Raw genomic sequence first — 20,585 nt, forward strand, 5'->3', positions numbered from 1 at the left:
GAGGCCGGATGATGATGGAAGAAGAGAAGCGCAACCTTCACCGGGATATCCGTATCCCGAGTACCGCTGCCATCTACAGCCATCCACTTCACCCGATGCTGGTGACATTTCCTATTGCATTCTTTACCGGAACCCTGTTCAGCGACATCGCCTTCCTGTGGAGTGGTGACCCATTCTGGGCGCGTGCCGCTTTCTGGTTGGTGTTGTCGGGACTGGTCGGCGGAGCGGCGGCCGCCATCGCGGGCATCACCGATTTTCTGACGGTGGTGGCCATCCGCAACAAGATTCGTAGCTGGGGACATTTTCTTGCGGCCATTGCGCTGCTTTCCTTTGCCTCGGCAAATATGGTGCTGCGACTCGACCACCCCGGAGCGGTGGTGTTTCCCTGGGGAGTTTTTCTCTCCGCGCTCACCATGCTGATGTTGGCCTTCACAGGTTATCTTGGCGGCAAGCTGGTGTTTCACGAACTGGTGGGAACCTATCTCACGGAAGAGGAGGAGCCTTGAAGTGGCTGGCGAGTGGCGAGTGGCTAGTGGCTAGTGGCGAGTGGCGAGTAGCGAGTAGCGAGTAGCGAGTGGTGAGTGGTGAGTGGTGAGTGACAAGGGACAAGGGACAAGGGACAAGGGACAAGGGACAAGGGACAAGGGACAAGGGACCCCAGGGACCCCAGGGACCCAGCAACCGCGGCTCAAAAGGGCTTTGCCACCGCCAATACGACAATGGCCAGGAAAAGCGGTATGGGAATCAGCGAGAGACCGCTGAAGTAGGAAAGCCCGTGGGACTTTTGCTTCTTTTCCTCTTTCAGGAGGATGCGGCCGCAATAGAGGTGATACAGCACCAGTAGAAAGACCACCGAAAGCTTTACGGGGAGCCAGCCCCCTTCGAAGCCGAAGAACACCAGTCCGCTCCCCAGCAGTACCGCGATGATCGCGCTGGGGGTCATCAGTTCGAAATAGAGCCGCCTCGCCAAGCCAATCGCCTGCTCCGCCTCGGCAGTGGACTGTGCCTTGTCGTAGAGGCGGAACAGGCGCGGGATATAGAGCGCTCCGGCGATCCAGAACATCACGAATCCGATATGCAAGAGCTTCAGGAATAGTGCCATGGAATCCCTTCTGCCCGCGTTATCGATATACCAGGGATGGCGTTCTTTCGGTTCATGGTCGCCCGGGCTCCGCCTGCCATGGCCAGCGCCCGGTCATCTCGACCTCCAGGGTAAAGCTCAGAAAGGTTCGGACCAGCACGATGGCCGCAAGCACACCTACACTGTTATAGGACGGCTCTATGGCAATGGTATTGATGATATCCCCCGCTACCAGGAACTCCAGCCCGAGCAGAATGCCGCGGCCCAACTGGATTCGGAATTGTAAAAAGATCACGTTCCTGTTAGTGGCACCGAACCAGAGGCGTATCGCCTGTGCCGTTGCGTAAGCAGCGCCGAGGACGATCACTACCATGCCCGCGAACTCCAGGGCGAGTCCCGCATACTCAATCAGGGTTCTTACATCTTCCACCGGTTCCCCCGCTGTCTGTGCGGTACACAGACCAGTCTAGCAGCCTGCCGGAACGAGCCATTCGGAGCCGAGTAAAGTCGGTCTTGAGAGTGTATTTCCGAGTCAATTGTAAGGAGTAGCAAACCTGTTTGACGACATTTCCGTAGCAGTAATGATTTGCAATCGCGGGGTGGTGTTCTAACTTTTCGAACAGTGATGGTTCTACCTACCATGACAAAGGTGCGTTTCCCGGAATGTCCGCTGACGGTTCCGGAACTTGAATCGGCCCCGGTGCGCGGAACAAAACCGGTGTCGCCAGGAGATAACAAAGGAATGGGCGGGAAGATAAGGATTGCCATTGCCGGCGTCGGAAATTGTGCCAGTTCTCTTGTTCAGGGAATCCAGTTTTACCGCGAAAGACGTGATCTCGAATCCGTAGGGCTGATGCACCTCGATCTGGGTGGCTACCGCCCGGAAGATATTGAGGTGGTCGTCGCCTTTGATGTGGATAGTCGAAAGGTGGGACGCGACCTGGCGGAAGCCGTGTTTGCCAAGCCCAACTGCACGCAGGAGTTTAAGAGCAATCTGTCGGAAACCGGCGCAATGGTGCATATGGGACCCATCCTTGACGGGTTCGCACCGCACATGGCGGAGCATCCAAAAAGTCGCCGTTGTGTGCCTGCAGATCAGGCCGAACCCTCGCAGCGGGAGGTGGTACAGATACTCCGCGACAGCGGCGCGGAAATGCTGGTCAATTATCTGCCGGTGGGTTCGGAGGTGGCAACGCGGTTCTATGCCGAATGCGCCCTCGATGCAGAAATCGGGTTTATCAACAACATACCGGTCTTCATCGCCAGCGATCCGGTCTGGGCGAGGCGCTTCGAAGAGCGGGGTCTGCCCGTCATCGGCGACGATATCAAATCCCAGCTTGGCGCCACTATCGTGCACCGAATGCTGACCGATCTCTTTCGGCGCCGGGGAGTGCGCATTGATCGTACCTACCAGCTCAATACCGGCGGTAACAGCGATTTTCTCAATATGCTGGATCGCAAGCGGCTCTCTTCCAAGAAGATTTCGAAAACCGAAGCCGTGCAATCGGTGGCGGCAAGTCGTATCGAGGACGACAACATTCACGTGGGTCCCAGCGACTATGTGCCGTGGCAGAACGATAACAAGGTCTGCTTCATCCGAATGGAGGGGACCATGTTCGGTGAAGTGCCGATGAATCTGGAGCTTCGTCTCTCGGTGGAGGATTCCCCCAATTCGGCCGGCGTTGCCATTGATGCGATCCGCTGCTGCCGGTTAGCTCTGGACCGGGGACAGGCAGGGCCGCTGCATGCCCCCGCTGCTTACTTCTGCAAGCACCCTCCGCGCCAGTACACCGATGATGAGGCGTATCGGCTGACCGAAGCCTTTATCAACGGCTGGATGCATCGTATGGAAAACGACGAGAAGTCCGCCGATACCGGCCACAACGTTCCCGGAAGCGCATTATGATTGAGGCTATCAAGTTCTGGAATGAACCCAACAACCTCTCTCACTGGGATTTCGAAATGGACCCGGAGTGGCGCGAGTACGCTGAAATGACCCGCAGGGCCGCAGTGACCGTGCGGGCGCTGGCGCCCGAGATCAAGCTGGTGCTTGGGGGCATCTCTCCCATCGACGCCAATTTTATCCGTCTGCTGACGGGGTACGGCTTAATGAGGGAACTTGATGCGGTGGGTGTGCATGGGTTTCCCCTTGACTGGAACCATTGGCAGTTGGATCACTGGCCAGACAAGGTGGCGGAAATCGAAGACGTCACGGATCTTCCCGTCTGGGTGACCGAAGTGGGGGTTTCGACCTTCGGGGCGGACGAGGTTCAGGTTTTCGGTCTGAAACGTACGACCGAGCTGCTGCTTGACCGGGTGGAGCGGGTGTTCTGGTACAGCCTTTACGATCTGCCGCCCAGCTGGGAGGCGACCACACGGCATCGGGAGAGCGAAGGCAGTGCTTATTACCGGCACTTTTACATGGGATTGTTACGCCATGACGGTACACCGAAGCCGGCGCTGGAACACTTTGACCCGGAAATGGGGATTTGCCAGTGGTTCCATTTCGAGGATCATCGTCTCGAAGAGGCTGTGGGTTGGTTGAAACAGTTGGGCGTGAAGCGGCTGCGCACCGGCATCAGTTGGGCCGACTGGCATCGCCCGGGCGCGCTGGAGTGGTTCGACCGGCAGATGCGAGCCATTGCCGATTTCGATGTCACCCTAACCCTCTGCTTTACCCCTCCGTCCCGTGGACGTCGACCCTGCCACACCAGTCCGCCGATCGATCTGGCCGAATTCTCCCAATTCGCTTCGGAGGTGGTGGAACGCTACGTGAAACCGACTACACGTGTTCGACAGGTCACGGCCTCGTGACCCGATTTGTGTTTATCCGCCACGGTGAAACCGAAGCCGTGGGAAAGACGCTTACTGGCCGTATTCCGGGGTTGCACCTCACCAGGCGCGGAGTCGGGCAGGTACGGACACTAGCCGAACGCCTGAAGTTTCGCCGGCTCGACCGTCTGGTTACCAGCCCCATGGAGCGTACCCGGCAAACTGCAACAGTCATCGCCGAGATCCATGACGCCGAGGTGGAGATTGACGAGGCACTCCTGGAAGTCGATTTCGGGGAGTGGAGCGGGCGTAGCTTCGCTGAGATGGAGGACAACCTTTTATGGCGCCGTTACCACGAATTTCGTAGCGGCGTTCGTATTCCCGGTGGCGAAATGGCCCCGGAGATACAGGCCCGTGTTGTTGCAGCTACCGAAAGGCTCCGCATGGAAACCCCGGACGGGGTGATCGTACTGGTGTCGCATGGGGATCCGATCCGTTACGGCATCGCATTCTACGCCGGCATTCCGCTCGATCTGGCTCTCCGTACCGACATCGATATCGCATCGGTGAGCGCGATCGACGTTGACGACAGAGGAGCGCGGGTTTTATGCGTTAACCATACCGGAAGTTTGCCTGTGTTCTGAAGGTGGAGTTTTTTCTTTTCCGATGAGTTGCCCTTCGGCGAGGTGAAATGTGGATCAGACCGGACATGAAGAAATCGAGAGGCAGATAGAAGAGCTGTGCCCCTGGTTTCATAACCTCCACCTCCCGAACGGACAGCAGACCGCGCCCGATCATTTCCTTGGTGATTTTCCCGCCTATAAGTGGCAGGAATTGGGGACTGCGCTGCCGAACGACCTGAGGGGGTGGACCGCACTGGATATCGGCTGCAATGCCGGTTTCTACACGATAGAACTGGCCCTACGGGGTGCCGACGTGACGGCCGTCGACATGAATCCCCATTATCTGAAGCAGGCCCGATGGGCCGTCGAGGTCTTCGGGCTTTCCGCCCGTGTACAACTGCTTCAGCGACAGGTTTATCAGCTGAGCGAACTCGAACAGCAGTTCGATCTCGTTCTCTTCCTTGGAGTCTTTTACCATCTGCGTTATCCATTGTTGGGACTGGATATCGTTGCGCGCAAGGCTCGCCGGCTGTTGGCTTTTCAGACACTGAGCATGCCGGGCCGGGAGATCCTGAATCCGGGGGAGGATAGGGATATCAATGATCGTGCGGCCATGAATGAGCCGGGTTGGCCCAAAATGGCTTTTATCGAAAACCGGCTGGCCGGGGACAGGACCAACTGGTGGGCGCCGAACCATGCCGGCATCGAGGCGATGCTGCGCTCCACCGGAATGCAGATCGTGGGTTATCCCGGAACAGAAACCTATCTGTGCACACCCGAAGCAAACGGCACCTCCCCGATAACCACGTGGGATGCCGAGGAGTTCCTCGCCGCTACGGGCCGCCTTGATGCCCCGTCCGATCCCCAGGAGCGTGTCCGAGAATAGCAATCAGCCCCAAAATGCAGGTTGGCGCTGAGGAACGAGGGCCAACAAATCGGCGTTGGGGTTCGTATAACTCACCCCAACCTACAAAAAACGGTTTCCCGCATGACCCTGGTTCCGAGATGTCTCTCTTCGAAGCGCACAAGGTTCTGATCTGCCTCCGCTACGGTATTGGCGACCTGGTGATGCAGTTGCCGGCGCTTTCCGTGTTACGGGAGAAACTGGTCGAGGCACGTATTACGGGTCTCGGATCACGTCCGGCTATCGAATTGCTGGAGGGAGACGAGCGTGTCGATGAGCTGGTCAGCGTCCATGACTTCGGCTTGGCACATTGGGGGGATTTCGGCGATTCGGAAACCCGTTCCGCCATCCGGGCCTGGCTGCGTGCCCGTGACTTCGATGTGGTCATCGACCCCTCCCATGCGACGATGGGATTCGGGAGCGTAGTATGGGATTCGACCTCGGCGATACTCGACACCGGTAACGGGCTTGAAGACCGTGCCCTTGAAAAGGGTGACAAGGGGCTGGATGCGATTCGCGAAGCGGTGCGTCTCGGATGGGGGATCGAGGTGCCGGATGGCTGCCGGCCTGAGCTGCCGTTGCGGGAAGAGGAACGCGACCATGCCTGCAGGCTTCTGGCGCAGTTCGGGATGATTGGCCCCGCCCGGCCCTATACCGTCTCACCGGTAGCGTCATCTCCGTTAAAACGATGGCCGGTGGGGAGCGTTGCGGAGGTCGCTCGTGATCTGCTTGAGCAGGACGACGATGCCCGGGTCCTGATCCTGTCGGGCAATCAGCCAGAATTGGGTCGCCGTCTTGAACAGGGGATCGGTCATCCTGATCGCACAGCGGTTCTGCCGCCCGCGAACCTGCGCCTCACCGGTGCGCTGATCGAACGCTGTCGCGCGCTTCTTTGTAACGATACCGGTCTGATGCATCTTGCCGCGGCAGTAGGAACATCGACTATTGCAGTATTCGGCCCTACCAGTTCCACTATTTATACCCCGCCGGGTGCGGTAGGACTCAGCAGCCAGGTGAACTGTCCCCACCGATTGGAGAAGCGGTTCGGCCCCCCCCGCTGTGTCATCGAGGCCCGCTGCCTGATTGACCAGCATAGCTGTATCGATACGGTCCGCGTTGAAACGGTGTGCGACACTTTGAAGAGGGTGACCTGCTAAATACGTGTTCCAAATTGGTGTCCCATGCGTGTAGGAGCGACGGGAGTCGCGATAAACGCCGAATCGCGGCTTCCGCCGCTCCTACATGTATCTCGATATTTTGCCAAAGGAGCGTTTTGGACACGATTTCGGAACAGCTATTTAGCACGATCGTCATTCGATTTGTCGCGAACCCAACCGAGGAGGGAATATGCGTGCGCCGAACCGCATCCTCGACCTGGACGAGCTTGAAACCCCGGCTTTTCGGCAGGTGCTCGACCGAATGGATGAGTTGACCGGCAGTGATTCCATCTCTTACCTGCATCCGAGCAAGCGCTGGGAGTACCCATGGGCATTGGAGCGCGCCCGGCTGTCACCAGGGGCCCGCGTGCTGGATGCGGGCTGCGGAGCCTCCATCTTTCCGGTTTACCTGGCCGAGCAGGGCTACCGGGTTTCCGCTCTGGACCTGTCACCCCCGCCAGGGCTGGATCGGGTTCACGGGGTAAGCGTCGGCTACGTGGGCGGCGATCTGGGCAGGCTGCCGTTCGTGGATGGTGCCTTTGATGCCGTGTTCTGCATATCGGTCATCGAACATCTGGGTTTTGGCGCGATGGCGGCGGCTTTGTCGGAAATGCATCGGGTGATCCGGGCAAACGGGCGTCTGCTGTTGACCACGGACTACTATGAAGACGCCAATGCCTCCATCCGGTATGAAGGGGAGGGGGGACCATTCCCGGTGGAGTGGAGTTTCTTCGATGCCGAACGTCTGAAGCAGCACATTCTCGAGGCCCCCGGTTGGCGGCTAGAGGGAGAACTGGACTTGCGGGTCGATTGGGAGCGTACCAAGCCGGTAATGCGGCGTTTTCACGGCTATCCCTACACGTCGGTGGGAGTCACGCTGGTGCGGGTCTGAATCAATTTTCTGCCCGTCAGGTAACTGCTCGCCCGGGTGATCATGCACTGCATAGCCGATTCGTCATTCCCGCGCAGGCGATTCGTCATCCCCGCGCAGGCGCGCAGGCGGGGATCCATAGCCATGCCGCTACTCTCTGGATTCCCGCCTACGCGGGAACGACGGGGTCCTTGGCGGCGTGGGGGTGGTTTTCCTTACCACTCTGGATTCCCGCCTACGCGGGAATGACGGGGGAGTGACGGGAACGACGGGGGAGTGACGGGAATGACGGGGGAGTGACGGGAATGACGGGAATGACGGGGGAGTGAACAGTTGCCCCTCAAAAAAGTTTTGCCAGCATCAGGACAAACAGGTAGACGAGAGCAATCACCGCCAGGATGGCGAGCGCAACCACGGCCATAATCGTGTACGCAAGCCGCTGGGTTCCCCGTTCGCCGACGCTGGCTTCGCCCATGTGTCTTTTCAGCAGGTCGAAGTTCTTCAGGTTGGCCTTCCAGGCAAAGTCGAACAAGTCGCCCAAAACCGGTATCGAGCCGATGATCGTCTCGATCAGGATATTGCCGATCATGCGTAATAGAACGCCCGCCGGGACTCCGAAGCGGGCGGCCTGCCCCACGATGACCGACGAGACGACTGCACCCGCTGCATCCCCCACGCCGGGAATGAGTCCGATGATTCCGTCGAGCCCGATCCGGAACCCGCCGGGGAGTCGAACAATGTCGTCCATCCAGCGGCTGAGCAGGTCTGCATGACGGAGCTCCGGCCGCTCCGGAGTCTCCCGATCCCGTTTTGAATCGGTGCGTGACATATCGGTTTTCCCGCGCTTTGGTGGTGATCCAGATTGTAGTTCCCCACTAGACCTGAGCGTGATCACTGCCTGCCGTCAGGCTCCCTCTTCTTATTGCGCGGTGGTTGCATTGCGGCGCGGCAGATAGATCACCTTGACCAACACCACCGCCACGACCGTAAGCGGGGTGGCGACCAAAAGCCCCAACGTGCCGTACGCAAATGCCATCAGTACCTGCATGGTAATCACCAGTGCCGGCGGGAGCCGCACCGCGCGACGCTGGATCAGGGGCGTGATGAAATAGCTCTCCACCGTCTGTACGGCGACATAAAGAATGATTACGTAAATGGCCGTGGTGACCGACTGCTCCAGGCCCACCAGTCCCGCAGGAATTGCCGATAACACAGGACCGATATTGGGAATGAACGATAACAGCGCCGCCAACAGGGCAAGTGTAAAGGCCAGTGGCATATCGAGGACGAGAAGGCCGAACCAGGTCAGAATTCCGACCACCAGCATGGAAGCGATGCGTCCGATGAGCCACCAGTGCAGCGTTGACCGGAGTGTACGAAGGGCCTGTTGCAACTCCTCCCGGTGTCGTTCCGGAAACAGGGACTGCAGTGCGCCGGTGTAGACATCCGGTTCAGCCGCAAGATAGATACCGGTGAACAGAATGATGAGGCCCGCGGAGATGGCCCAGGTGGCCGTTCCAAGGAGCCCGGCAACGGTACTGAATGCCGAGGTGACAATCGAACTCCCACTGCCGCCCGGGGACAGCAGAGTCCTTGCCCATTCACGTTCGCCAAGGAAACGGGCGACCTCGTCCGTATACTGCCCAACGGTGTCGGCGAGCTGACTGATGCCATCGATAAACAGTGGGCCGAAGCGAAAAGCTGCCGCGCCCATGAGGGCCAGAAACAGGATCACCACCAAGGTGAAGGTGGCACCACGGGGAAGGCGGGTCCAACGGGCCAGATACGCGCTGAAACCGTCAATGAACACCGCCAGTAAAACGCCGGCGAACGCAAGCAGCAGGACATATCCAAAAAACACAGCCACGGTGGCCAGAAGAATCAGGGCCGTTATTCCAAAGACGCGGGGTGGGGGAAATCTGGTGGAGGCGGTCTCTTTCATGATCTCTGTGCCGGAATGTCAGCTTGAGGTTAGTTCGGCACCCCGGCTACGTCGACCATCCGGCGCTACACTAGAAGAAAACTGATCCGAGTGGGCCGTACGGAGAGCATGATGCAAAATGAAGGGGACTCGACCTGGAAAGATGTCTCGATCGATACGCCGGATGGAGCTCTGCTCTCTGGCCTGTGGGTGAAGCCGGCAGATGCGCAGGCCATTATCCTTCTGGTCAGCGTCACCAGTGAGGAACTCCATAGCGCGACCAATCAGTTGTTGGCTGAAACCTTTGCGCGGGCAGGCTATGCCAGCCTGTTGACCGACCTCTTGACCGAGGCTGAACACCGTGAAGATGCGGAACTCGCCGACCTGCGCTATGACATCGGGTTGCTCACCGCCCGTCTTTCGAATGTGATCGACTGGGGAAGGAAGGAGATTCCCGGCGCCCGGGTCGGCATTCTGGCCGCATCGACCGGGGCCGCCGCTGCACTCTCGGTGGCTGCAGAACGGGGTGACGAAGTCGCTGCGGTTGTGAGTCGGGGCGGTCGGCCCGACCTGGCTGGCGATACACTGCACGCCACCAACACACCCACACTGCTGTTGGTGGGCGGCGAGGATTCGCCGGTGGTGGACCTCAACCGCGAAGCAGCGGCATGGTTGCGCGGAGAATACCGGGTGGAGATCATTCCCGGAGCAACAGGGTTCTCCGGTAACCGTCCCAGCCATGCGGAAGAACTCGCCCTCTCGGCCGGCGAGTGGTTTTCCACATATCTCACGCCAGGATCATCATAGACGGGCTCTTTGGCAGGACTATTCCCGAAGTGAAGCTGAGGTTCAACATGACACGCCCAGCGGGAAATGGGCAGGCGTCTATCCCGGGATGTGCCCCAGGTGCTCGTGGTACCAGTCTGATGCCAGCCGGGCCACGCGCTCTGAGTAGGGGGAGTGGTCGAGCCGATGGGTTCCGCTGGGTATCACAGCCAGCTGGTATCGGCCTTTCATCAAGTTGGCCGCATGGCGGTTGGCGTCCAGTACGATATGGTCATGTTCGCCGACGACCAGCAGTGTCGGTGTCCGGAGCTGGAGAAGTGTCTGTTGCCCCGCCAGATCGGGGCGACCGGAGACGGAAACGATGGCATGAATCCGGCTTGGCCTCGCCGTTGCCACTTTGACGCTGGCGGCGGCGCCAAGTTCGCGTCCCAGTAAGCCAAGACGGCACCCTCCGATATCGCTATCGTCCACCAGGCCATCGACAGCCGCTACCATCCGTGTGCCGAGCCGGGCGACCCGCTCATACACATCTCCGGCGTGATCCTCGTGGGCCCACTCTTCAGGAGTGTAGGGGTCGATAATCAGGGTGGCGATGTTTTCGGCGGCCAGTGCCCCGGCCAATTGGAGGAAACTCTCCTCGTAGCGGGCATTCTCAAGACCGCCAAACATCACCACCATGATCGACGCCTCTTCCGGAAGGGTGAGGTCCCCCTCGATCAGCATGCCCCTGGCGTTGACGATGATGGTTCGGCGACGAACGGTGGTCGGAATATCCATAACGACTTTATACTCTGACGACTCCGAAATCCGGCTTCTGCCTATCGCAGCGGTCAGTGCATGGGCATGCTGCCGCTGGTGCCGGCTTCGAAGATGCGTTTGTAGTCCTCGGGAAGCTGGGCCAGCACATCGTTGATCTCACCGGCAGAGACGGCTTCGCGCAGTACCTCAATCACCGTCCGGGCGTGGTAGACGGCCACCGGCAAGTCAATGCCCTCGCGTTCACTGACGCGTTTCAGAAACTCGGTGGAATCGAAGCGCTCGCCGCTACCGGCGGTTTCCCTCTGCAGGAATTCCCTGAGTTCCCGAGGAAGCTGTGCGCCAAGCTGAGCAGGCTCATTTCCAGCGAGTCGTTCCGCCAGTGTCTCCAGAGTGGCGCGGCTGGCCCGAAGAGCGGCATCGAGGTCAGGCATTTGTGCCCGATGTTGGACCTGTCCGAGAAAATCATGGAGCTGCATGGTACACCTCCTGCGTTAAAGGGGACGCGATGCGCCTTACATGACAAGCCTAGCGGTTGACCGCAGCCTTTCCAGACAAAAAGTGAACGTAACTGTTCACTCCCCCGTCATTCCCGCGGAGGCGGGAATCAAGAGCAGTGGCATGGCTCAAAATGGATCCCCGCCTGCGCGGGGATGACGACTATCCACATCCGTGGGGATGACGACCATCCTCATCCGGGGATGACGAATTTCCTGGGCCGTGCATGATCACTCGGGCGAACAGTTACAAGTGAACAAAGATACCGTTCGGACTATAAAGGTCTAAGGTCATCGATATGGGTATGTATGGAGGAGCCGGGTGATGTCGGTGGGTGAGTGGTGCAACCGGGAAGTGATTGTGATCAAACCGGACGAAAGTCCGCGTGAAGCGGTGTGGCTGATGCGCAAATACCACGTGGGTGATCTCGTTGTGGTCAGAGAGGATCCCGACGGGCGTCGTCCTCTCGGTATGATTACCGACCGTGACATTGTGATTGAGTTGACGGCAGAGGATGTCGAACCGGAAAAGGTCACGGTAGGCGATATCATGAGTCGGGACTTGCTGGTTCTGCACGAAGAGGAAGACCTGGTTGATGCCACCAACCAAATGGCTGAACACGGCGTCCGGCGGGCCCCGGTGGTCAATCAGCGGGAGGTCCTGGTGGGGCTGCTGGCGGCAGACGATATCCTGGAGGTGCTCGCCGAACAGGTTAGCGATCTGGTACGGATCGCTCGCAAGGAACAGCTTCGTGAACGGCGGCTGAGACCCTGAAGGGAGAAGTCTAACAGGTACCGTTGAAAAGGGTTTTGTCCCTTCTCCCGGAGGCAGGGCAACCGCCTACTTTGAAGCGAGCGGTGTAAGTCCTTGATAGCAGGTCGTCGGCAGCACGCCGCCGGGGATGGCGGTGTTAGGACTTGGTTCGCTCGCCGGCATCAAAAATGGGAGGAGGCGTTTTTCAATAGCCTGCTAAAGGACACGGGAGCGACCCCGCGGATGAGGTGAAGGGCATGTATGCAATAGCAGTTCACGGTGGGGCGGGGAACTGGAGCCATACGCCCCGGCAATCGGCGCTGCTCGGTGTCGAACGAGCGGCGGAAGCGGGTCGCCGTATTCTGGAGCAGGACGGAAGTGCCGTCGATGCGGTCACCGAGGCGGTGCGGATCTTTGAGGATGACCCCCTGTTCAACGCCGGAACCGGCTCTGTGCTCAATCTTGATGGTGATGCCGAGATGGATGCCGGCATTATGGTGGGACGCGGGCTGCGCACTGGTAATGTGGCGGCATTGAGGCGGGTGCGGAATCCGATTCTCGTCGCACGTAAGGTCATGGAGATGACCGACCATGTTCTGCTCGGCGGAAACGGTGCCTTGCGTTTCGCCAGGGCCGTTGGCTTTGCCGATCATGACCCGGTGACTACGCAACGCCGCGAGAGCTGGCGGCGCCGCCGCGACGATCTCGAGGCCAAGCAGGGTGACGACAGACTGGCTGCACTTCACGCGATGCTTTCGACCGGGCCCCGTGATGACGACATGGGCACCGTGGGGGCGGTCGCACTGGACCGTCAGGGCGACCTCGCCGCGGGCACGTCGACCGGCGGGGTGACGCTGAAACTTCCGGGCCGCATTGGTGATTCTGCATTTCCCGGCGCGGGCAATTACGCGACGACCCACGCGGCCGTCTCGGCGACCGGACGCGGTGAACTGATGATGCGTTTTCTGACCGCCAAAGTCATTTGTGAAGACATCTGGAATGGGCATCCGGCGCACACAGCTGTCGAGCGGGTGCTCAGGGAGATGCGCAAGAGTGTGGGAGAGGATGTCGGCGTGATTGCCCTGGATTCCGAAGGTGACCTCGGAATTCATCACCTGACCCCCGCGATGCCCCACGCGTGGGGCAGGGAAGGAAGTCCCGCAATCGAGGTCCGAATGAGTGCGTAGGGCGTATTCTTTCAAGCCGACCCGGTCAACCGAAGGCAACGCCGTTTATCAATCCCACCCTCCGAGCCAATGGCACCACCCAAATGCGCCGACCCACGGAGCGGTGCATTTGAACAGGGGCCACAAGCACCATCCGTAGGGCGGATAAGCGTCAGCGCATCCGCCAATAATCAACTGGGATAAGGTGGATGCGCTCCGCTTATCCACCCTACAGGGCTACAACTCACAAGCACCATCCGGTAGGGCGGATAAGCGTTAGCGCATCCGCCAATAATCAGCTGGGATAAGGTGGATGCGCTCCGCTTATCCACCCTACGCCTGGATCTTGCGGCCTTTGTCATTGAAGAAGTGAAGGTGTTCGGAAGGGAATTTCACTGCCATGGTGTCGCCGGGTCGGATAAGCGTCAGCGCATCCGCCAATAATCAACTGGGATAAGGTGGATGCGCTCCGCTTATCCACCCTACGCTTGAATCTTTCTGTCTTCGTCATCGAAGAAGTGAAGGTGTTCGGAAGGAAATTTCATTGTCATCATGTCGCCGGGGCGGGCTGACAAATCTCCGGAAGCACGTGCCGTAACCCTTCCTCCCCCGGGTAGTTCCAGATGCAGGAAGGTTTCACTGCCGAGTCGTTCGACGAGAGAGATTCTGCCCTGGAGCGGACCCTCTCCGAGGATTACATGTTCCGGCCGGATGCCCAGCGTGACAATCTCCGGTGCAGTCGGCTTCGGAAGTGGTGCTCCATCCTCGAGCTTCAAAAAATTCATCTCCGGCGAGCCGATGAAGCCGGCTACGAAACGATTGATCGGGGTTCGGTAAACCTCCAGTGGCGTGCCCACCTGTTCTACACGTCCTGCGTTCAGCACCACGATGGTATGGCCCAGGATCATCGCTTCGGTCTGATCATGGGTGACATACACCATGGTCGCATCGAGCTCACGCTGAAGCGATGCCAATTCCAGGCGCATCTGCACCCGCAGCGCGGCATCCAGATTGGACAGCGGTTCGTCGAACAGAAAAACCTTCGGCTCCCGCACGATGGCTCGACCGATGGCCACGCGTTGGCGCTGCCCGCCTGAAAGTTCACGCGGTTTGTAATCCAGCAGCGGTTCGATCTGAAGTATGCGGGCCGCCTGCCGGACCCTGTTCTTGATCTCGTCGCGTTTGGTTCGGGAGATTTTCAGCCCGAAGGCCATATTGTCGAAGACGCTCATGTGGGGGTAGAGCGCATAGGACTGGAAGACCATCGCCACCCCTCTCTCGGCGGGCGGTCGGTCGGTGACGCTCTCGCCGCCGATACGGATGTCACCGGACGTCACCTCTTCCAGTCCGGCAATGAGCCGGAGTAGTGTGGATTTGCCGCAACCCGAAGGGCCGACAAAAACCGTCAGCCGACCGTGTTCGATGGTCAGGTCCATTTTGTGAATCACCTCGGTGCGGCCAAAGCGTTTCGTTACGTTTTCGAGATCCACCGATGCCATATCAAACTCAACCAATAGTTGCCACAGAGAACACAGAATCCGGGAGGGTGAAAGAAGCCTGTTTATCCCGGCCTCCGCATCCTCATCCCTTTACGGCCCCCGCGGTCAGTCCCGCGACGATCTTGCGCTGGAAAACCAGTACAAGCAGTACCAGAGGCACGGTGACGATTACACTGGCCGCCATGATGCGGCCCCAGGGCAACTCGTAGGCACTGGCGCCGCTGATGAGGGCGATGGCCACCGGAACGGTGCGCATTTCTCCGGTCAGGGTAAAGGTCAGGGCAAAAAGGAACTCGTTCCAGGCCGTGATAAAGGCGAGCAGGCCGGTGCTGACCAGTGCCGGTCCCATTAGGGGCAGGAATATGTGAGTGATCACCTGCCAGTGCGTGGCTCCATCGACCAGAGCGGCCTCTTCGAGCTCCTTCGGCAGCTCCCGCATAAATATGGTCAACACCCAGACGGTGAAGGGCAGGGTAATGATCATGTAGGAGACGACCAGCCCAAGCAGATTGTTGTAGAGGCCCAGCGTCCGGATCAATTCGAACATACCGGATAACACCGCCACCTGCGGAAACATCGACACTCCCAGGAATGTCAATAGCAGGGGTAGCCGGCCACGGAAGGAGATACGCCCGAAGGCATAGGCGGCGGTGACCGCCAGCAGAAGCGAGAGGGCGACCGTTGCCGTCGATACCAGTATCGAATTGAGGATGTTGCGGCCGAAGGGCTGCTCCTGGAAAACGGCAGTGTAATTGCTCCAGGCCGGATCGATAGGCAGAGGATGGGCCTCGAACAGTGCGCTGCCGCTTTTCAGCGACGAAACCACGGCCCAGTAGAAAGGAAACAGCGTGTAGATGAGGATAATGGTTATCAGCAGATAGAAAAGGATGCGTCTCAACAGGCGTGCGCGGCTGAGTCTCATTGACGCACCTCCCGTGTCAGGTGGGCGCGCCCCAGCGTCAGAACAGTGGCGGTGATTAGCGCAACCAGTGCAAACAGGAACGTCGAGGCGGCGGAACCGTAGCCCACGTCCTGAAACTCCACGAGATGCCGACGGGCATAAACCGACATGGACATGGTGGAGGGGCTGCCCGAGGTCAGGATGTAGATCAGATCGAAGATGCGCAGGGCATCCAGCATGCGGAATACCATCGCCACCAGCAGCGCCGGCATGATGAGCGGCAGGGTGATCCGAAAGAAGATTTTCACCGGGTGAACACCATCGACCCGGGCCGCCTCATAGAGCTCCCGGGGAACCAGCTGCAGGGCCGCCAGGGCGAGCAGGGCTACAAATGGCGTTGTCTTCCAGACATCGACCGCAACCACTGCCCAAAGGGAGAGAGCCGGGTCGGCTGTCCAGGCAATCGGCTCGGCGATTACTCCCACTCCCATCAGCATCTGATTGAAGACGCCGTAGAGATCGTTGTACATCCACTGCCACATGCGGGCGGAGACGATGGTGGGAATCGCCCAGGGAATGAGCACCGCCGCCCGCATAACACCCCGGCCGGGGAGGGCAACATTCAGGATTAATGCGATAGTGAGCCCCAGGACCAGCTCCAGAGCTACCGAAGCGACGGTAAAGAACAGCGTGTTTTGTACCGATTGCCACCAGAACGGGTCCTGAGAAAGGAGAATGAAATTGTCCAGCCCGACAAAAGAGTAGTTCTCCAAATCCCCCAGGTAGGCATCGGTAAGACTGAAGCCGATGGTGCGCAGTAGCGGCCATCCTGCAATCAGCAGCAATACGGTGAGCGAGGGCAGTAGAAACCACCAGGCGGCACGGGCGCGTCTGCGGGCCAGCGGACCCATAACTACCAGCCTCGGTGGCGCCGGATGCGTTCCAGCCGGCGCTCGAGAAGTGCGAGATTGCCGGCGGCATCCCCCTTCCCGGCAAGCGTAGCGTGGACTGCGCTCCAGAAGGCGTTGGAGACTTGATTGTAACTGCGGCCGGTGACATCGGAAGGCCGGGCGACGGCGCCGGCCAGCACTTTGCGCAGGGTTGGAGCGATGGGGTGGGCGGCTCGTACTTCGGGGTCGTCATAAAGCTCCGGCCAGGTGGGGTTGTAGCCGGCCTCGAGCGCACGCCGTTTCTGTTCCCGGCGGCTGCTGAGATGACGTACCAGGTCAATGGCCTCTTGGCGAACCCCGGAGTAGCGCGATACGGCCAGTTGCCAGCCGCCGAGGGTTCCCGTGTGAACCCCGTCTTCGCCCCGGGGCAGGGCGGCGATTCCGACCTTGCCGCGTACCGGGCTGTCTCCACCGTTTACCAGCGTCCATGCGTAGGGCCAGTTGCGCATGAACAGCGCGCGCCCGGACTGGAAGACGCCCCGCGCCTGCTCCTCCTCATAATTGAGAACACCCAATGGGGTGATTGTGCCGATCCAGGCGGCGGCCTGGTCGATCGCCTCGACCGCGGCCGGGTTATTGATGATCACCTCGCCCCGGTCGTCGACGATATTGCCGCCGCCTGAGCTGTGAACCCACTCCAGGGCATTACAGGTCAGTCCCTCGTAGGCCCTTCCCTGCCAGACGAACCCCCACAGGTCGCGGTTGCCTCCGGCGCGTTCGGTTTTCTGGATGGTGGCAGCGGTGTGGGTGAGGGCCTCCCAGGTCTCGGGCACTCCGAAGCCGTGCTTATCGAGGAGATCCTTGCGGTAATAGAGCAGGCCGGCATCGACGAACCAGGGGAGTGCAACCAGATGGCCGTCGACGATATTGGCATCGATGATGTTCTCGAACTGGGCCCTCAGCCGCTCAGGTTCGATGTGTGGTTTGAGGTCGATAAAGTGCTCGTGCAGGATGCCGGGCCAGACGACGTCGATCTGGAAGACATCGATATCCGCCGAACCGGCCGCAAGCAGCTGCTGATAGAGAGCCAGCCGGTCGGTCGTGGAGTTTGGCGTCGAAATGATGCGTATTTCATTGCCGGTTTTTTCCGCCCAGGCCTCGGCACCATCGCGACAGACCTCCAGTTCAATGCCGACAGCACCGCAGGAAATTGATACGGTTGCCGCCCGGACCAAAGTGGCCGGGCTCAGGCATAGTAGAAGCAAGCCCAACCGGAGGATATTGTTTAACCGCATCTTCATCCCTGTTATCGATACTGGTGAATCCAGCGCCGGGTACTCGGGCGAGGGCATCATTCTTAACCAATAACTATACGAACAGTCTGTAGAAAATGCGGTAATTCACGGGTAGCCGCGCCAGGACGATGAGCCAGGGGGAAGGATTGTTTTGCGGCGGGGGCACCCCCGCGACGATTTCAATCTGGATAATGGCGTGGGGATTGAAAACGGTGCATTTGACTGATTCCGGTTCCAACCGTAGGGCGCATTCTTTTAAGCCGACTCGGTCAACCGAAGGCAAGACCGTTTAACGACCCACCCTCCGGGCCGAGCGCACCACCCAAATGCGCCGGCTCCGACCACCATCGAACGGTGCATTTGAATGTGCCCCAACCATGGTAGGTGCACTCTGTAAATTGATCGGCTCTGTTAAAGGACGTTGGTATGTCAAGAATGCACCCTACGGGGGTCATTTCAGCGAAGGCAACGCATTTGAGGGAGCCAGGATACGCGCCCTCGCGGCGATTGGGAGTTTCAGATGTGACGGTTGTGCCGCTCCAGGAGCCGCCGTGCGCGGTTGACCTGGCGAGCCCAGCTCTCTTCCAGGGGAGGCAGGGAGGGGGGGCGGGTACGAAGCTGGCTGATCGGGATCGACGGCATGGGCTCGGTAGTGCCGGCAAGCACTTTCAGGGTTTCGAGATTGGCGCCGTAGGTCTCATGCAGGAAATCGATGGCTTCGTCGGTCAGTTCGATCCGATAGTGGCGAACCAGTGCCCAGGCGAGCTGCTCGGCTGCGCGCCCGGTATCGACCCGGACCTCCTTGGCCACGGCCGCGCCGATCGCCGCTTTCGATGCCGCGCTCATGCCCGGCTCGATGTTGGCGAGCAGCGAGGCATTGGAACTGTTGATGGCACGCTGGGTTTCAGGTGAACCGATATTGATGAAACGCTGCAGAATCAGGGCAACCTCCACCGTCAGATCTTTCGCCGCCTCCACAGTCAACGCCCGGAAGCGGTTTTGTGCCCGCGAAACTGTGCGGGGGTCGCGGCGTAGATCGAGAAAGCGCAGGGGCTTCGCCAGCGCTTCGGCCACCCTCAGCTTGTCTTCGTCATCCAGCCGGATAAGCCGCTCGGTAATCCGCAGGCCATAACGACCACGGCCGGTTCGCAGTGCGGTTGCCGAATCGGGACGCCGGTTGGAGAGATCGTCCCAGCGCTGGCGGGCACGGATCAGTGCGGCATGGCGACGGCCCTGCGCCCGATAGGCATTCCGAATGGACCGGTACAGTTCCAGACCGGTGGAGAGCGTTTCTGTTTTCTCCCTCAGCGCAGGCAGTTGGCTGATCTTTCCGTTGGCCACATCCACCCGCAGATCGTAGATCTCGTCCCGCAGGGTATCGAAGGTCTGTTGTGCCTTCTCGAGCAGTACCGGTGTCGGCTGTCCGGCGACCGCCTCCGCCAGCCCGGTATCGCGTTCGGTGAGATAGCCGATAAGGGCCTTGAGTCGGCTGTATCCACGGGCCTGGGCCAGCCGATAGTGCGTACGGGCCAGCTCCAGATTATCCGTCGCCTTTGCCAGCCACCACGATCCCCGGTAATTGAAGGCCAACACCGGGATTTCGCGCCCGCTCAATAGCTCGAAAGCCAGTATCAGGATTTCGTCCACGTCATAGAGCGTCATCAGCGCGAGATTGTCTTCTGCAATGGCGGCCAGAATGCGCTCGATGAAGTGTTCGTCCCGCGGCACACCCATCTTGATGGTGGGTCCGTGCCCCTCCAGCCGCCCGCGCAGGGTGGTCTCCATGGCGGGGGCCGAGGTGTGGAGTTCGTCCAGTACCGCGCTAATCAGGGGCCACTCTTCATCGAGAAGGTCCTGGGCCCGGATGTGCATGCCGTTGCGGCGATAGATCTCCGCACGCTGGGCCGTCTCGGCGAGATGGTTGTCACCGGTGAGATCCTCCACCGCCGTGGCCAGCGAAACCGGTCCCAGTTCGAACTCCTTCAACAGGTGCCAGGCCGCTTCGCGCTTGCGCTGATCCGGCGGCAGCTGCTCCAGTGCCAGATTGCGGACCGCAAAAATGAGTTCCGGCAGCCGATCGATAACCGTGGTCAGCGCTTCGTCCTGTCGCCTCTTTTTGCGTTTGGCATGGGTGTCATAGAAGACCTTGGTCAGGATACCGATAACGCCCGCTATGACCGTGTAGCCGATGAAGAAGGCCATACGATCGAGGGGCAGAAATTCGTTGTAGCCCAGGTAATAGCCACCCTGGGCAGCGATATAGGTCACCGGACCCGCGGTCCAGGCCAATTGCATGAGCGAGATGCTCCACGGTGCATCCTCCACCGTCGAAAGCACCTGGTCGATCCGGTTCCGCCCCTCCCGCTCGAGATAGACGTTGGAGATTCGCTCCTCGCCGTTTTCGCTATCGCTGCGACCCCCCGGGGTGCGCTTCATAATTGGACTCAAAGTTGGTTGGCAGAAAGATCCCACAGCATATCACGCCGCCCGGACCGGACGCCGCTGGTATCCCCGTATAACGGCAGATTTTCGCGCCGGGAGGCGCGCCCCCGCGGCGATTTTCATTGCGAGCCGTACCCCCTGCTGCGCAGGCCCGAATCAAAGACGAACATTTAGCCGTCATTGCGAGCCGTGCCCCTGCTGAGGCCCGAATCAAAGACGAACCTTCAGCCGTCATTGCGAGGAGCCACAGCGACGCGGCAATCTGGGGTT

Annotated in this window: 21 protein-coding genes; 10 read left to right on the plus strand and 11 right to left on the minus strand. The window is 59.7% G+C overall.

Going from position 1 to position 20,585, the window contains the following annotated elements; genetic code table 11:
* The first annotated feature begins 8 nt into the window (after positions 1-8).
* Positions 9-506, plus strand: coding sequence for a DUF2231 domain-containing protein (locus tag Q7L05_RS08100; protein ID WP_303904597.1), 498 nt, complete (start codon positions 9-11; stop codon positions 504-506).
* A gap of 182 nt (positions 507-688) precedes the next feature.
* On the opposite strand, the gene Q7L05_RS08105 is transcribed toward Q7L05_RS08100, so the two are convergent.
* Positions 689-1,102 (minus strand): CopD family protein, encoded by a 414-nt coding sequence (locus tag Q7L05_RS08105; RefSeq protein WP_303904600.1) that lies wholly within the window; start codon positions 1,100-1,102, stop codon positions 689-691.
* 52 nt (positions 1,103-1,154) lie between these two features.
* Complete coding sequence (locus tag Q7L05_RS08110; RefSeq protein WP_303904604.1) at positions 1,155-1,511, minus strand: DUF1622 domain-containing protein; 357 nt, start codon at positions 1,509-1,511, stop codon at positions 1,155-1,157.
* 312 nt (positions 1,512-1,823) lie between these two features.
* On the opposite strand from Q7L05_RS08110, the gene Q7L05_RS08115 reads away from it, so the two are divergent.
* The 6 genes from Q7L05_RS08115 (at position 1,824) to Q7L05_RS08140 (ending at position 7,429) form a co-directional block, all read left to right on the plus strand.
* Positions 1,824-2,987, plus strand: a complete 1,164-nt coding sequence (locus tag Q7L05_RS08115; protein ID WP_303904607.1) for an inositol-3-phosphate synthase — start codon at positions 1,824-1,826, stop codon at positions 2,985-2,987.
* On the plus strand, positions 2,984-3,895 hold the full coding sequence (locus Q7L05_RS08120; RefSeq protein ID WP_303904609.1) for a hypothetical protein: 912 nt from the start codon (positions 2,984-2,986) through the stop codon (positions 3,893-3,895). Before Q7L05_RS08115 ends, Q7L05_RS08120 begins: the two co-directional genes overlap by 4 nt.
* On the plus strand, positions 3,892-4,497 hold the full coding sequence (locus Q7L05_RS08125; protein ID WP_303904611.1) for a histidine phosphatase family protein: 606 nt from the start codon (positions 3,892-3,894) through the stop codon (positions 4,495-4,497). The genes Q7L05_RS08120 and Q7L05_RS08125 overlap by 4 nt, the downstream gene beginning before the upstream one ends.
* A gap of 49 nt (positions 4,498-4,546) precedes the next feature.
* A complete protein-coding gene (locus Q7L05_RS08130) occupies positions 4,547-5,362 on the plus strand; it encodes a TIGR04290 family methyltransferase (RefSeq protein ID WP_303904614.1) in 816 nt (271 codons plus the stop codon).
* 119 nt (positions 5,363-5,481) lie between these two features.
* The gene (locus Q7L05_RS08135) at positions 5,482-6,537 is read left to right on the plus strand and encodes a glycosyltransferase family 9 protein (RefSeq protein ID WP_303904617.1); all 1,056 of its coding nucleotides are present in this window, start codon (positions 5,482-5,484) and stop codon (positions 6,535-6,537) included.
* 190 nt (positions 6,538-6,727) lie between these two features.
* Positions 6,728-7,429, plus strand: a complete 702-nt coding sequence (locus Q7L05_RS08140) for a class I SAM-dependent methyltransferase (RefSeq protein WP_303904620.1) — start codon at positions 6,728-6,730, stop codon at positions 7,427-7,429.
* Between the two features lie 319 nt (positions 7,430-7,748).
* On the opposite strand, the gene Q7L05_RS08145 is transcribed toward Q7L05_RS08140, so the two are convergent.
* Both Q7L05_RS08145 and Q7L05_RS08150 read right to left on the minus strand, forming a co-directional pair.
* Complete coding sequence (locus Q7L05_RS08145) at positions 7,749-8,237, minus strand: DUF4112 domain-containing protein (protein ID WP_303904623.1); 489 nt, start codon at positions 8,235-8,237, stop codon at positions 7,749-7,751.
* 90 nt (positions 8,238-8,327) lie between these two features.
* Positions 8,328-9,350: an AI-2E family transporter gene (locus tag Q7L05_RS08150; RefSeq protein WP_303904626.1), complete on the minus strand. Its 1,023-nt coding sequence runs from the start codon at positions 9,348-9,350 to the stop codon at positions 8,328-8,330.
* 108 nt (positions 9,351-9,458) lie between these two features.
* Here Q7L05_RS08150 and Q7L05_RS08155 point away from each other — a divergent pair, with 108 nt between their 5' ends.
* Positions 9,459-10,136 (plus strand): dienelactone hydrolase family protein, encoded by a 678-nt coding sequence (locus Q7L05_RS08155; RefSeq protein WP_303904628.1) that lies wholly within the window; start codon positions 9,459-9,461, stop codon positions 10,134-10,136.
* A 78-nt stretch (positions 10,137-10,214) separates the two neighbouring features.
* Here Q7L05_RS08155 and Q7L05_RS08160 read toward each other — a convergent pair whose 3' ends face one another.
* Both Q7L05_RS08160 and Q7L05_RS08165 read right to left on the minus strand, forming a co-directional pair.
* Positions 10,215-10,892: an alpha/beta hydrolase family protein gene (locus Q7L05_RS08160; protein ID WP_303904631.1), complete on the minus strand. Its 678-nt coding sequence runs from the start codon at positions 10,890-10,892 to the stop codon at positions 10,215-10,217.
* Between the two features lie 53 nt (positions 10,893-10,945).
* Entirely contained in the window at positions 10,946-11,350 is a 405-nt protein-coding gene (locus Q7L05_RS08165) for a DUF2267 domain-containing protein (protein WP_303904634.1), read from the minus strand.
* A 343-nt stretch (positions 11,351-11,693) separates the two neighbouring features.
* Between Q7L05_RS08165 and Q7L05_RS08170 the strand changes: the two genes are divergently transcribed.
* Complete coding sequence (locus Q7L05_RS08170) at positions 11,694-12,143, plus strand: CBS domain-containing protein (protein WP_303904637.1); 450 nt, start codon at positions 11,694-11,696, stop codon at positions 12,141-12,143.
* A gap of 236 nt (positions 12,144-12,379) precedes the next feature.
* Positions 12,380-13,309 (plus strand): isoaspartyl peptidase/L-asparaginase family protein, encoded by a 930-nt coding sequence (locus tag Q7L05_RS08175; RefSeq protein ID WP_303904640.1) that lies wholly within the window; start codon positions 12,380-12,382, stop codon positions 13,307-13,309.
* A 461-nt stretch (positions 13,310-13,770) separates the two neighbouring features.
* Here the strand turns inward: Q7L05_RS08175 and Q7L05_RS08180 are convergent, their stop codons facing one another.
* The 5 genes from Q7L05_RS08180 to Q7L05_RS08200 all read right to left on the minus strand — a co-directional run bounded on the left by Q7L05_RS08180 (position 13,771) and on the right by Q7L05_RS08200 (position 20,309).
* On the minus strand, positions 13,771-14,787 hold the full coding sequence (locus Q7L05_RS08180; RefSeq protein ID WP_303904643.1) for an ABC transporter ATP-binding protein: 1,017 nt from the start codon (positions 14,785-14,787) through the stop codon (positions 13,771-13,773).
* A gap of 82 nt (positions 14,788-14,869) precedes the next feature.
* Positions 14,870-15,709: a carbohydrate ABC transporter permease gene (locus tag Q7L05_RS08185; protein WP_303904646.1), complete on the minus strand. Its 840-nt coding sequence runs from the start codon at positions 15,707-15,709 to the stop codon at positions 14,870-14,872.
* The gene (locus Q7L05_RS08190; protein ID WP_303904649.1) at positions 15,706-16,599 is read right to left on the minus strand and encodes a carbohydrate ABC transporter permease; all 894 of its coding nucleotides are present in this window, start codon (positions 16,597-16,599) and stop codon (positions 15,706-15,708) included. The genes Q7L05_RS08185 and Q7L05_RS08190 overlap by 4 nt, the downstream gene beginning before the upstream one ends.
* Before the next feature lie 2 nt (positions 16,600-16,601).
* Positions 16,602-17,873, minus strand: coding sequence for an ABC transporter substrate-binding protein (locus Q7L05_RS08195; RefSeq protein ID WP_411293327.1), 1,272 nt, complete (start codon positions 17,871-17,873; stop codon positions 16,602-16,604).
* Positions 17,874-18,389: 516 nt separating this feature from the next.
* The gene (locus Q7L05_RS08200) at positions 18,390-20,309 is read right to left on the minus strand and encodes a hypothetical protein (RefSeq protein WP_303904660.1); all 1,920 of its coding nucleotides are present in this window, start codon (positions 20,307-20,309) and stop codon (positions 18,390-18,392) included.
* Positions 20,310-20,585 lie beyond the last annotated feature (276 nt).

This window comes from Thiohalomonas denitrificans (assembly GCF_016841685.1).
GTDB lineage: Bacteria > Pseudomonadota > Gammaproteobacteria > Thiohalomonadales > Thiohalomonadaceae > Thiohalomonas > Thiohalomonas denitrificans_A.

Bases quoted from the DNA above. Each gene is read 5' to 3' on its own strand.
- Q7L05_RS08100 (WP_303904597.1), top strand. From the start codon at position 9: ATGATGATGGAAGAAGAGAAGCGCAACCTTCACCGGGATATCCGTATC.
- Q7L05_RS08105 (WP_303904600.1), bottom strand. From the start codon at position 1,102: ATGGCACTATTCCTGAAGCTCTTGCATATCGGATTCGTGATGTTCTGG.
- Q7L05_RS08115 (WP_303904607.1), top strand. From the start codon at position 1,824: ATGGGCGGGAAGATAAGGATTGCCATTGCCGGCGTCGGAAATTGTGCC.
- Q7L05_RS08120 (WP_303904609.1), top strand. From the start codon at position 2,984: ATGATTGAGGCTATCAAGTTCTGGAATGAACCCAACAACCTCTCTCAC.
- Q7L05_RS08135 (WP_303904617.1), top strand. From the start codon at position 5,482: ATGTCTCTCTTCGAAGCGCACAAGGTTCTGATCTGCCTCCGCTACGGT.
- Q7L05_RS08140 (WP_303904620.1), top strand. From the start codon at position 6,728: ATGCGTGCGCCGAACCGCATCCTCGACCTGGACGAGCTTGAAACCCCG.
- Q7L05_RS08145 (WP_303904623.1), bottom strand. From the start codon at position 8,237: ATGTCACGCACCGATTCAAAACGGGATCGGGAGACTCCGGAGCGGCCG.
- Q7L05_RS08150 (WP_303904626.1), bottom strand. From the start codon at position 9,350: ATGAAAGAGACCGCCTCCACCAGATTTCCCCCACCCCGCGTCTTTGGA.
- Q7L05_RS08155 (WP_303904628.1), top strand. From the start codon at position 9,459: ATGATGCAAAATGAAGGGGACTCGACCTGGAAAGATGTCTCGATCGAT.
- Q7L05_RS08160 (WP_303904631.1), bottom strand. From the start codon at position 10,892: ATGGATATTCCGACCACCGTTCGTCGCCGAACCATCATCGTCAACGCC.
- Q7L05_RS08165 (WP_303904634.1), bottom strand. From the start codon at position 11,350: ATGCAGCTCCATGATTTTCTCGGACAGGTCCAACATCGGGCACAAATG.
- Q7L05_RS08170 (WP_303904637.1), top strand. From the start codon at position 11,694: ATGTCGGTGGGTGAGTGGTGCAACCGGGAAGTGATTGTGATCAAACCG.
- Q7L05_RS08175 (WP_303904640.1), top strand. From the start codon at position 12,380: ATGTATGCAATAGCAGTTCACGGTGGGGCGGGGAACTGGAGCCATACG.
- Q7L05_RS08180 (WP_303904643.1), bottom strand. From the start codon at position 14,787: ATGGCATCGGTGGATCTCGAAAACGTAACGAAACGCTTTGGCCGCACC.
- Q7L05_RS08185 (WP_303904646.1), bottom strand. From the start codon at position 15,709: ATGAGACTCAGCCGCGCACGCCTGTTGAGACGCATCCTTTTCTATCTG.
- Q7L05_RS08190 (WP_303904649.1), bottom strand. From the start codon at position 16,599: ATGGGTCCGCTGGCCCGCAGACGCGCCCGTGCCGCCTGGTGGTTTCTA.
- Q7L05_RS08195 (WP_411293327.1), bottom strand. From the start codon at position 17,873: ATGCGGTTAAACAATATCCTCCGGTTGGGCTTGCTTCTACTATGCCTG.
- Q7L05_RS08200 (WP_303904660.1), bottom strand. From the start codon at position 20,309: ATGAAGCGCACCCCGGGGGGTCGCAGCGATAGCGAAAACGGCGAGGAG.